This window comes from Xaviernesmea rhizosphaerae (assembly GCF_001938945.1).
Taxonomy (GTDB): domain Bacteria; phylum Pseudomonadota; class Alphaproteobacteria; order Rhizobiales; family Rhizobiaceae; genus Xaviernesmea; species Xaviernesmea rhizosphaerae.
This window is the reverse complement of sequence record NZ_MKIO01000027.1, coordinates 40,701-52,529: the sequence shown is the minus strand read 5'-3', so window position 1 is coordinate 52,529 and position 11,829 is coordinate 40,701. Positions and strand designations below refer to the sequence as shown.

Sequence of the window (11,829 nt, the reverse complement as noted above, 5' to 3'; positions counted from 1 at the left end):
GTCGCATCGATAACCTCATGGGATTATGACGTTGCAACGCACATGACTCGTCAAAATTAGGGAGGAATATGTCACCATGTAGATTGGTTGAATTTACCGATTTTTCTATTCTCACGATAAAATTCACTTAGGTAAAAGATCGTCGGGAGATGCTATCAGTGTTTGAGAAGTTCTTGGAGCAGCGTGTGGCACTCAAGCACTATAGGGCAATCGCGCACTCCCATGCTCTGATTTGGTTCACACCCGATGGTGTGGTGCAAGGGGCCAACAAGAAATTCTGCGACGCCGTCGGCTACGAGCTGTCGGAGTTTGTCGGCAAGCATCATCGCATCTTTGTCGAAGAAGCGCTCCGCTCCTCTGACGCCTACGTGACGTTCTGGAAAGATCTCGCAGCGGGCAAGCCGCAGCGCGGTCAGTTTCGCCGCATTTCGAAATCGGGCGAGGACATCTGGATCGAGGCATCCTATGACCCGATCATCGAGCACGGCAAGGTGACCGGCGTCCTGAAGATCGCCACCGACATCACCGCGACCAAGATCGCCTCCCTGCACAACGAGAACCTCCTGCGCGCGCTGGAGCGCTCCGTCGCCGTCATTGAATTCTCGCCCGAAGGTGTGGTCGTGGAAGCCAATCAGGCCTTCTGCCAGGCGATGGGTTACCAGCGTGCCGAGATCCTCGACAAGCATCACCGAATTTTCTGTGACGCAACCTATACAGCCTCGAAGAGATATGAAGAATTCTGGCAGCGGCTGCGGGCTGGCGAGTTCTTTTCAGACACATTCAAACGCGTCGGCAAGAACGGCCGGGAGGTCTGGATCCAGGCAACCTATAATCCCGTCTATTCATCCCGCGGGCAGGTCTATCGTGTCGTGAAGTTCGCGACGGACGTGACGGAGCGCATGAAGTCCGTCGGCATCCTGAGCACCGCCATTGGCCGGCTTGCCAATGGCGACCTGACGGCGCAGGTTCACGTCGAGATGGACAAGTCGATGGAAAGCACGCGGCAGGACTTCAATGCGGCGGTGGCCAAGCTTGAGACGGTGATTTCCGAGATCACCGGTCTCTCAAACGGAATTGTCTTGACGTCAAGCGAACTGCTGGAAAATGCCGGGGGCATTGCGAAGCGGACAGAGCAGCAGGCGGCGGCCCTGGAGCAAACCTCTGCGGCGTTGGAAGAGATCACGCAGACCGTGAATGACGCTAGCCAGCGTGCCTCCGAGGCGGGAACCATGGTTCGTGAAACCCGCGAGGCTGCGGAGCAGTCTGGGCAGGTTGTCACGTCGGCTGTTGCCGCCATGGGAGAGATCGAGAATTCAGCAAAGGAAATTTCCAGCATCATCAACGTGATCGACGAAATCGCGTTTCAGACGAACTTGCTTGCATTGAATGCAGGCGTCGAAGCCGCGCGTGCCGGCGAGGCCGGAAAAGGCTTCGCCGTGGTGGCCCAGGAAGTGCGCGAACTTGCGCAGCGATCCGCAAAGGCAGCCAAGGAGATAAAGCAGCTGATCACCACCTCTTCAGGCCAGGTGGCCTCTGGCGTCGACCTGGTGGGCAAAACGGGCAAGGCACTGGAATCGATCGTTCTCCGGGTACAGACCATCGACAGGAACGTGCTGGCGATCGTGGAGGCGAGCAAGGAGCAGTCCATCGGCATCAAGGAGATCAATCAGGCCGTCACGCTTCTCGATCAGGGAACGCAGCAAAACGCAGCCAGTGTCGAGGAGCAGAACGCCGCCAGCCACGAGCTTGCCGAACGCGCAAAAGCGCTCGCAGTTCTCGTCGAGCAATTTCGCACGCAGCCCGCCGGCTCCCAACACCCCGGCCACCGCGGTGAGGTGGTGGCTTTCTCAAGCCGCCAGGTTACAAAACGGGTTGCCGGAGGCTCGGGGCATGGTTGGACCGAGCCGTAAGCGCATCGGCCCGAAAGGCGATCTGACGGTCACCGCCCCGATCGTCTTCGGCAGATTGCACCTTCTGCCCGTGATCGGCGATTTTCTGAAGGCTTTTCCCGATATCAATATGCGACTGACGCTCGGCGATCGGAACAACAACCTGGCTGAGGACCATATTGACGTCGCCTTGCGGATCGGAGCGCTGGCGGATTCAAATTTGATGGCGCTGCGGCCTTGGACAGGTCAGACATGGCGTCTACGCCAGGCCGGACTATCTGAGCGCCTATTTAGCGCCCATTCATCCGCGTGATCTGAACGTTCACCGATGCATCGCTTTTGACGGCGCGCAATCCTCTCACGCCTGGCCTTTTCGAGAGGGAAAAAAGACGTCGTCCGTCGACATTCGCCCTCGACTTCCGGTCAACACCGCAGAAGCGGCCGTCGACGCAGCGGCCTCCGGTCTCGGACTCACGCGGGTGATGTCTTATCAGGCCAGAAAACTGGTTGACCAAGGTCTGCTCAAGCCGGTCTTGGAAGAATTTGAACGCCCGGCCTCGCCGGTGCACCTGCTTTACCTTCCAAACGGTCTGCTCCCACTCAAACTGCGCACCTTCCTGGATTTCGCAGCACCTCGGCTGCGGGCAGCGCTGGGATAATCCAGCAACGCCCTCGGGCTCTCGAGCTCTCGGTCTCTGGCATGAACCGTTGCAACGAGCTGACATCTCCACCTTGTTGCGCCGACCTCGCTCACCTCGGCCTATCGCACAGCTGCGTCATGCGACGATAGGCTCGGCCACCTGAATAAGACAATCGCCTGCCTGGCTGTCGCAATGCAGGCGGTGCGAGATGACGATGCCGGCTTCAGCGAAGTGCAGTGGTTCCTCCATCTGGTCCAGCCGTTCGAGATCGTGATACCAGCCGGCGAGATCGCCGGCCGAGACGCTGGCGCCAAGTGCCACCGCCGGCTCGAACCAGCCGCGTCGTTCGGCGTAGATGCCCTGGCTATGACGCGAGAGCGAGAGAAGCTGCAGCGGGCCGCTTGCCGGCCCGAAATCGCGCGACAGGATGGGCCTATCGACGATCCCCAGCGCGAGGAGGAGCCGGTCGATGGCCAGCGCGGTGAAGCGCATGCTGGCTGGCGTTACCGTGCCGCCACCGCCGAATTCGCCCGAGAGGCCGATTGCACCGGCGCGGCCGGCTGCGGCCATGGAGGTGGGCGCCGCAGGGCCATTGTCGGCGATGAAGGCATGGGCCCCGCCCATGACATGCAGGAGCTCGACCGCTCTTTCAAAGCGGGCCGGATCGGCCTGCCGCTCGATCAGCGTGCAGGGCAGATGTGCCATGGAGGTACCGCCGGCGTGAAGATCGAGCACGACGTCATGATGGGGAAACAGGTGGGCTTCCAGGAAGTTGGCAAGCCGCGCGGTGGGCGTTCCCAGGCGATCGCCGGGAAAGGCGCGGTTGAGATTGCCGCCATCGAACGGCGAGCACCGCTTCGCCGCCATCACGGCCGGCAGGTTGGCGGCCGGAAGGATCGTCACGGCGCCGCGGATCCTTGCCGGATCGAGCAGGCGCATCAGCCGTGCGAGCTGGAGTTCGCCCTCATATTCGTCGCCGTGATTGCCGGCCATCAGCAGGAGGCTCGGGCCTTCGCCGTTCTTCACGCGGAGGATCGGGATGCGGATCTGGTAATAGGGCGACCGGTCGATCGAAAAGGGAATCGCAAGAGCGCCGGCCTGGCGGCCCTCCAGCGAGAGATCGATCGGATTGACGAGGCCACTGTGCATTTTATCTCCAGTCGGGGGTCAGCCGAAGCATGTTAGATAGGCCCCGCTGACCCGCTGCTCGGGGTCGAGACCGTAGAGGATGGCGTGCCGGTCCAGGCAGGTGCAGGGATGGGAAATGCCAAAGACGATGATGTCGCCAACGTTGACGAGGCTTGCCGGATCGAGCCGCAGGAAGACGTGCTGGTCGTTCAGCCGCAGCACCGCGCAGCCATCGAGGTTCGCAACCTTCTGTCCTTCGCGATAAAGCGACAGCGGGCGCGGCAGGCCCTGGTCGTTGGCAACATCGCGCAGCCCCATCCCGCAGATCGCCAGGTCGGGTTCAGGGCGCGAAAGCACCTCCGCCCAGACTTTCAGCGCCGGCTGAAAGGCGGCCGAGGCGGCGCGCACCGCGCCGTCGATGACGAAGCCGCCGCGCGCATCAAGCGCGGCCATGCCCCGTTCATAGACGCCGTGATCGTGAAAGAAGATGGCGCCGCTGCGCAGGATCAGCCGGCAGTTCGGGTCCGCCGCAACGGCCGCGCCGAGGCCGGCGATCACCCGGTCGAAGAAAACCGAGCCGCCGGCCGTCAGGATCAGCGCACGCACCTTGCCGATGCGCGCGCGCAGCTGCGCCAGGAAATCGCCGGTCAGCTGCATCAGCGCATCGATGCGCTGCGCGGTTTCCAAGGCATCGGCCGTGGCGGCGGCCCCTTCATAGGCCGCAACGCCCGTCAGCCGAAATTGCGCCGTCTCGACGGCAAGGATGCGCTCGAGAATGCGCAAGCCGGCCTCGATCGTCCGGGCCCCTGCGCGACCAGCTCCCAATTCGATCAGCAGGCCGAGCGGGGGCAGGTCGCCGCGCTCGCTCCAGGCCTGGTGCAGCGCCTCGACGGCCTCGACAGAGTCGACGAAGATGTGGAGCTCGGCGTCGGCAAAGCCTGCCAGCAGCGCCGCCAGCCGCCGCGCGGCGGACAGGCCGCCGATCTCATTGGCGAGAATGAGACGCCTCTGGCCCGACCGCAGGAGGACGCCGGCCTGGCGGATATCGGCGACCGTCGTTCCCCAAGCCCCGGCCTTGACCAGCACCTCCGCAAGCGCCGGGACCATCGGCGTCTTGGCGTGGGGTGCGATCTCCACCTCCTTGTCGCGCACATAGGCCATCATCGTCTCGACATTGCGGGCAAAGGCAGCCTCATCGAGCGACAGAAGCGGCAGCGCCATGCGCCCGTCATAAGGCGCCCAGTTCTGCGCGCCGATTGCGCCGAGCCGAAGGGGCGGATGGGCGGGCGGAAAACCGCGAATGCGATCATCGAGCAGCGGATCGGGCAGAACGGCAAGGGCGGCGTCAGACATGGTCTTTCCCTGCGGCGGCGGCGTGATCGCTCAGCCCCAGCCGGTATGTGTCATTGGCGGTGGTGAAGAACAGCGATCGCTGCTCGTCGTGTGAGAGCGGCGCTGCCGCCCGGCGGAAGACCTCGTAGAGCGCGTCGAAGCTGGCATGGAGCCCGGCAACCGGGAAATCGCTGGCAAACATGCAGCGTTCCGGGCCGAAACAGTCCAGGCAATGGCTGATCACGGGCGCGAGGCTGTCGAAGCTCCAGGCATGGTCATAGGCCACGAGGTCGGAGATCTTCAGCCGTATGTTCGGCTCGGCGCCGAGCGCTTCGAGCCCCCGCCGCCAAAGCGCCATCCCTTCCTGCGTGCGATCCGCCGGGCTTCCGGCATGGTTGAGCACGAAAAGCGTTTCGGGAAAGGCGCGCACGAGATCGCGTGCCTCGTCCATCTGCCAGGGATAGAGCATCAGGTCGAAGACCAGATCCAGCTTTGTCAGATGCGAGAGGCCCGCTCGCCATCGCGCATCCGCCATCCGGCCGGCGCGCGGCGCAAAGCTTTTGGCCGGTTCGGGATGCCAGCTGACGATGTCGCGAATGCCGACGACGCGGGGATTGGCCGCCTCCGTGGCGAGCTTCTCTTCGGCACGCGGGTCATCGAGCGGCACCCGCGCGATGGCGCGTCGCGCGATGCCGCCTGTAAGATCCAGCGAGTCGAGCCAGGCGCTCTCCTCATGCGGGTGCGCATCCGACCATCCGGCCTCGACATGAACTGACGCGACGATGTTCTGGCGCGCGGCATCGGCGGCATAATCCGCCACGCCATAGGACCGCAGCAGCGCCGACATGCTGCCGAAAACCATCTCATTCTCATTGGCGCGTGCCCGCTCCAGCCAGGGATGGCGCTTCAGCGAGATGTCCCACAGATGATGATGCGGATCGATGACCGGACCGGCATAGCGCGTCATCGGCGCGCCTCGCGGCCGGAGATCATCAGAAGAGCGAGGATCAGCGTGCCGAACATGATCGACCGCCAGCCGGGCGAGGCGTTGACGACCGTGATCAGCGCCGTGGTCGTCACCAGCAGGATGGCGCCGGGAATGGTGCCCGCATAGGTGCCACGGCCGCCGAGAATGGATGTCCCGCCCAGGACGACCGCGGCGATCGAGGTCAGGAGATAGGGGTCGCCGATGCCGACATAGCCCTGGCGGTTCATGCCCAGGAGAAGCAGGCCCGCGAGACCGGCGAAGAAGCCGGACAGCGCATAGAGGATCAGCGTGTTGCGCGTCGTGCTGACACCCGAGAGGCGCGCGGCGAGCGGATTGGCGCCAAGCGCCAGGAAGCGGGCGCCGATCGGCATGCGGTGAATGAGCAGAAGCATGCCGATGGAGACGAGGACCCAGAGCACCACCCCCGCCGGAATGCCCAGCGGGCGCGACTGGCCGAGCAGCAGCACGGCAGGGTTCTGCACCGTGACGGCGCTGCCGCCGGCCACCAGAACGAGCATGCCCTGCAGAAAGGTGGCCATGGCCAGCGTCATGATGATCGGCGGCACCTTGAGGAACGTCGCCCCCGCCCCGTTGAGCAGGCCGATGCCGATGGCGATCGCCAGGACGAGCGCGACACCGACAAGCCCGGTCGGATCCCAGGCCGGCGAGAGAAGCGGCAGGAGGATCGCCGTGACGGTGATGACGGCGCCGACCGAAAGATCGATGCCGCCCATCAGCACGACCAGCGTCTGCCCTGCGGCGGCGATGCCGATGACGGCCGCGAGTTCCAGGAGATAGCGCAGATGCCCATAGGCCCCGAAGCCGCGCAGCGACAGGCCGGCAACGAGCCAGACGAGCGCCACGAGCAGGAAGGTCAGCAACGGCGGATTGCGCAAGATGGCTTTGACACGCATCATCGCGCAGCCCTCCAGAGAGCGAGACGGGCCGGCACGGCCACGGCGCCGACGATGATGAGGCCTTGCGCGACATATTGCGCGACCGGCGGAAAGCCCAGAAAGAACATGACGTTGATCATCACCGATAGAAGCAGGCTGCCGCAGACCGCGCCGCGCATCGTGCCTTTGCCGCCGAGAAAGCCGACGCCGCCGAGGACGGCTGCCGCAATCGAATTCAGCGTGAAGGGCGCGCCGATGATCGGATCGCCGGAGCCTGTCTGCGCGGCGACAAAGAGGCCGCCCAGCGCCGCAAGGACGCCGGACAGGGCAAAGGAGACGATCTTCACCCGCTCGATCGGCACGCCGGAGCGAAATGCGCCGACGGGATTGTCTCCGGCAGCATAAATGGCGAGACCCAGCGGCGTGGCGAGAAAGATCTTCCAGAGTGCAAGGATGACGAGAAGAAGCAGGAAGGCGACCGGCGTGTGCCCCGCAAGCAGCGTGGAGAGCCAGCCCGGCACGAAGCCGCCCGGCCGCGGCAGAAGGATGAGCGCGACGCCGGTGATGATGAAGGAGCCGGCCAGCGTCACGATGATGGCCGGAAGACGCAGGAGCGCAACGATCGCGCCGGTGGCCGCGCCGATGCCCAGACCGGTGGCGATCACGGCCAGAATGCCGCCCGGCACACCGAAAGCGCTGCCCATCGTCGTTGCCGCGATCACTGCGCCCAGGCTGACCAGCGGCCCGATGGCAAGCGTGATGCCACCGTTCAACATCAAGAGCGCCTGCGCCATGGTCACCAGCGCCAGAGGAAACCAGTTCTGCGTGAACTTGGAGAAGCCGCCGATCGTCAGGATGCCGGGGAAAAGCACGGCATAGAGGAGGAGAAAGGCGCCAACGACGAGGTAGAGACCGACAAGGCCGCGATTGCGCCGGCGCTGGATGGCGCCGTAAAGTCGTGATGAGGATGCCTGGGTCATTGAACAGCCCTCCTTCCGGGGCCTGTGCCTTGCTCCACGCCCATGGCCGCGCCGACAATTGCCGCCTCGGTGATGGACGGTCCGCTCAGCTCAGCCGCCACCTGGCCCTCGCGCAGCACCAGCACGCGGTCGCAGAGATTGACGAGTTCGGGCGTATCCGAGCTGGCGAGAATGACCAGCCGCCCCTCCGCCGCAAAGCGACGGAGCATCAGGTAGATTTCACGCTTGGTCTCTATATCGACACCCCGCGTGGGATCGTTGAGCAGCAGGACGCCCGGGTCGAGCGGCAACCATTTGGCCAGCGCGACCTTCTGCTGATTGCCGCCCGACAGAGCCTGGACGGGTCGGGCGACATCGCCCTTGATCATCAGCTGCCGCGCGAGATCGGCGACCAGCCCCGCCTCGGCGCGCCGGTCGCGCAGGCCGCCGCGCGCCAGCCGACCCAGCGAGGGAAGCAAGATGTTGGACGCCATCGAATGTGGCAGGACCAGCCCTTCATGCTTCCGGTCAGCAGGCACATAGACCATGCCTGCCGCATTGGCTGCGGCGACATTGGCCGGCAGGCCGGACCGTCCGTCGATCTCCGCCCGATCGGCCTTGGCGGGGATCGCCCCGTAAAGGCCGAGCAACAGATCCTCCTGACCCTGCCCGACCAGGCCGCCAAGGCCGACAATTTCGCCAGCCCGGCCGACAAGCCGCGCGTGGCGAACGAGGCCGGCGGAAAACCCCTCGACGTCGAGACGCATCCTGCCCGCCTGCCCCTGCCGCCTGGGCGGAAAAAGTTCCCCCGTTTCGCGCCCGACCATCAGACGCACCAGCCCCTCCCCATCAATGCCGGCAAGCGAACGGTCGGCCGTGACGCCGCCATCCTTGAGAACGGTGACGTGGGAGCACAGCGCCTGGACCTCGTTCAGGCGGTGGGAAATATAGAGGATCGCAACACCACGATCGCGGAGCGTGGCGATGACCCGCCCGAGCACGCCTGCCTCATGGGCCGACAGCGACGAGGTCGGCTCGTCGAGGATGAGCACCCGCGGCTTGCGAAACAGGGCCTTGGCGATTTCCACCATCTGCCGGCGCCCGAGAGCGAGATCGGCGACCGGCATGTCGAGTGGCTCGGTCAAGCCGACGAGATCGCAAACCTCCCGCACGCCGCGCGCAAGCGCGCCATAGTCGATCAGGCCGAAACGCCGGGGATAGGCGCCCAGGCCGATATTTTCGGCGATGGACAGCTCTCCGGCCAGGCTCAGCTCCTGCTGGACAACGGCGATGCCGGCCGCGCGCGCGGTTGCAGGCGAAAGCCGCGACACCGGCCGGCCGTCGATCGCGATCAAGCCCTCATCCGGCGCCAGCGCGCCGGACAGGAGATTGATGAGCGTGGATTTGCCCGCGCCGTTTTCGCCGAGCACAGCATGAACCCGGCCCGGACGCAGCGCGATATCGACGCCCTTGAGAACCGGATTTCCAAAGAAGCCCTTGAAAACCCGGCGGGCTTCCAAAAGCGGCCCTGCATCGGTCATGTCGATCATCCCTGCCCGGCCTTACTGGGCGAGCAGCTTGTCGAACAGCGCCTTGTCGTAATCGGAATAGATGTAGCCATCGGCGGGGAACTTGTCGGCCCGAGCGAGATAGCTGTCGATCGAGCTGTCGTCGATCACCGGCAGCGGCACCTTGATGAAGGCCGGAACGGACTTGCCTTCCAAAGCCTGAACGGCCGTATAGACCGACAGCGCGCCCAGCCAGTTCGGCTGCATGGTCGCCCAGCCCTTCAGGCCCTTTTCCTTCCACAGCTCAAGAAACTGCCGGGCATTCTCGCCCGTGATCGGCACCTGTTCGCGGCCCTGCCGGTCGAAGGCGAGAACGGAGCCCGCCGACAGCGCCCCGCCGAGCGACAGCACGCCGTCGATTTCCTGATTGGCGAAGAGCAGGCTGGTCATCGCCTCCTGGGCCGGTGCGACATTGTATTCCGTGTTGGTCTCGGTGATGACTTCGATGCCCTTGTTGGCGTCAAGCACGGGCTGGGCGCCCCTGCGTCGATCATCGGAGACGGAGATGCCGGCTGGGCCGTTCATGACGATGATCTTGCCCTTGCCGCCGAGCTTGTTCACCAGCCACTTTGCCGCTTCGCCGCCCCACTCGCTGGAATCCGTGTTGATCTTCGCGGTGACCTTGTCCGTGTTGACGAGGCTGTCGAAATTGACAATGGCAATGCCCTTGTCGCAGGCGTCGGAGATGACGCGATCGAGCGCGTTGGAGGAGCCGGCAATCACCACGATCGCATCGACATTGGCGTCGATCATTGACTGAATGTGCTGGATCTGCGTCTGCGCGTTGCCCTGCGCGTCGGTGATCATCAGATCCTTGACCAAACCCGCCTTCTTCAGCTCATCGACCTCGGCAGTAATGGTGCCCTCGGTCTGCTTCATCCAAGTCGGTACGGAATAGATGTTGGCCCAGCCGATCGTATAGGGCGCTTTGCGGTCTCCCTTCACGCAGGTCGATGCCGCATGGGCCGCGCCGGAAAAGGCTGCAAGCGCGAGACCGGCAGCGACAGTCGCTTTCAGAAAGCGGCGCAGAGCGCCGGACGAAGATGCGTTGACGTTCATTTTGTTCCCCTTTTGACGCGGCTGGCACTGTCATCCGTTCATGACGTCCGCCGCTTGATGACAACGTTACCATCATGCGGAGCACTGTCAATGACAACGTTACCATCGTGTGACAAAATCCCTCTCTGAAGCATCGGGCAGTGGCGCGCTGCTTTTGGCCTAGCAATGCCCGCGGTTGCGCTTCGGCCTCTGCACAGACTAGAAACAGGAAGGCCGACAGTAGGGAGACGGATGCAGAGCGCGCGGGAAGAAGACGGATCGACTGTCGTTTATGACGACGTGCTGCGGATAGCCGACCCCGGTCCGCCAAAGCAGGGGCATGGCGCAGAACGGGAAGCGGCAGCAAAACGCATCTCGATCGGCGATGTCGCGCGGCTGGCCGATGTCGCGCCGATCACCGTGTCACGCGCGCTGCGCAATCCCCAGAAGGTCAGTCCGGACAAGCGCGCCCGGATCGAACAGGCGGTGGCGCAAACCGGCTACAGCATCAATCCGCATGCCAGCGCCTTGAAGAGCGGGCGATCGAATGTGGTGCTCGCCTTCGCGTCCAATCTGATGAGCGAGCAGTTCGCCTCGGCCCTGAAGAGCTGCGCGGCGGTTCTGGAGGATGCCGGCTATCTCTTCCTCGTCGGACAGACGTCCTATTCCTATGAGCGCGAAACGGCCGCGCTTCGCTCCCTTCATGCCATGAAGCCGGCAGCGGTGATGCTGACAGGCGTCATCGAGCTGGAGAGCAATCGTGAGCTGCTGCGCGGCATCGGCATTCCGATCATGGAGACCTGGGCTCTGCCGCGCGACCCGATCGACATGCTGGTCGGCTTTTCCAATACCGAGGCCGGACGTCTGGCGGCGGACATGCTGTTTCGCAAGGGCTATCGCAAGGTTGCCTATGTCGGCAGGCGCAGCGGCCGAGGCGCCCTGCGCCTGCAAGGCTTTCGCGAGGGCTGTCAGGCAAAGGGCATCACGCTCGTCTGCGAGGAACTGGTTGACGACGTCACCGGCGTTTCGGACGGCAGGCGCTGCCTAGCCTCCGTCATGGCACGGCCGGCAAAGCCTGATGCCCTCTTCTGCAGCAATGACGTTCTCGCCCTGGGGTGCATGATGGAGGCGCGGCGCCTCAATGTGCGCGTGCCGGCCGATCTCGGCATTCTCGGCTTCGGCCAGAGCGACATTGCCGCCGAGATCCCGCCGGGCTTGACGATGATCGGCGTCGACAGCGCCCTCCTTGGCCGGGAAGCCGGCGCAATGCTGATCGCCAGCCTGTCGGGGACGCCGCCCGCGCAGAAGCTCAAGAGGCTGGATCTGGTGGTTAGCGAAGGCGGCAGCCTCTGACAGTCTGTCCAGGAATTGCTGTTGGCCGCCTGCAAAT

The 11,829-nt window shown here is 64.2% G+C and carries 9 protein-coding genes and 1 pseudogene; 3 read left to right on the top strand and 7 right to left on the bottom strand.

The genetic code is table 11. The features are described from left to right. Positions 1-158 precede the first annotated feature (158 nt). Positions 159-1,910 (top strand): methyl-accepting chemotaxis protein, encoded by a 1,752-nt coding sequence (locus BJF92_RS09895; RefSeq protein WP_075634594.1) that lies wholly within the window; start codon positions 159-161, stop codon positions 1,908-1,910. A 10-nt stretch (positions 1,911-1,920) separates the two neighbouring features. Next, positions 1,921-2,548: pseudogene (locus tag BJF92_RS24740) on the top strand (LysR substrate-binding domain-containing protein); the annotation flags it as partial. Between the two features lie 117 nt (positions 2,549-2,665). Here BJF92_RS24740 and BJF92_RS09880 read toward each other — a convergent pair. From BJF92_RS09880 to BJF92_RS09850, 7 genes are read right to left on the bottom strand one after another with little or no spacing between them, the layout of a single operon-like run. Further along, positions 2,666-3,679, bottom strand: coding sequence for a M14 family metallopeptidase (locus BJF92_RS09880; protein ID WP_075634591.1), 1,014 nt, complete (start codon positions 3,677-3,679; stop codon positions 2,666-2,668). Between the two features lie 18 nt (positions 3,680-3,697). Then, positions 3,698-5,011 carry an alanine racemase gene (locus BJF92_RS09875; protein ID WP_075634590.1) on the bottom strand — a complete coding sequence of 438 codons (1,314 nt, stop codon included), beginning with the start codon at positions 5,009-5,011 and terminating at the stop codon, positions 3,698-3,700. Beyond that, positions 5,004-5,957 (bottom strand): amidohydrolase family protein, encoded by a 954-nt coding sequence (locus BJF92_RS09870; RefSeq protein ID WP_075634589.1) that lies wholly within the window; start codon positions 5,955-5,957, stop codon positions 5,004-5,006. Before BJF92_RS09870 ends, BJF92_RS09875 begins: the two co-directional genes overlap by 8 nt. Continuing rightward, entirely contained in the window at positions 5,954-6,895 is a 942-nt protein-coding gene (locus BJF92_RS09865) for an ABC transporter permease (protein WP_075634588.1), read from the bottom strand. The genes BJF92_RS09870 and BJF92_RS09865 overlap by 4 nt, the downstream gene beginning before the upstream one ends. Then, entirely contained in the window at positions 6,892-7,854 is a 963-nt protein-coding gene (locus BJF92_RS09860) for an ABC transporter permease (protein WP_075634587.1), read from the bottom strand. The genes BJF92_RS09865 and BJF92_RS09860 overlap by 4 nt, the downstream gene beginning before the upstream one ends. Beyond that, positions 7,851-9,374, bottom strand: coding sequence for a sugar ABC transporter ATP-binding protein (locus BJF92_RS09855; RefSeq protein WP_075634739.1), 1,524 nt, complete (start codon positions 9,372-9,374; stop codon positions 7,851-7,853). Before BJF92_RS09855 ends, BJF92_RS09860 begins: the two co-directional genes overlap by 4 nt. 21 nt (positions 9,375-9,395) lie before the next feature. Next, complete coding sequence (locus BJF92_RS09850) at positions 9,396-10,460, bottom strand: ABC transporter substrate-binding protein (RefSeq protein WP_075634586.1); 1,065 nt, start codon at positions 10,458-10,460, stop codon at positions 9,396-9,398. A gap of 231 nt (positions 10,461-10,691) precedes the next feature. Between BJF92_RS09850 and BJF92_RS09845 the strand changes: the two genes are divergently transcribed. Next, a complete protein-coding gene (locus tag BJF92_RS09845; RefSeq protein ID WP_075634585.1) occupies positions 10,692-11,792 on the top strand; it encodes a LacI family DNA-binding transcriptional regulator in 1,101 nt (366 codons plus the stop codon). Positions 11,793-11,829: the final 37 nt, after the last annotated feature.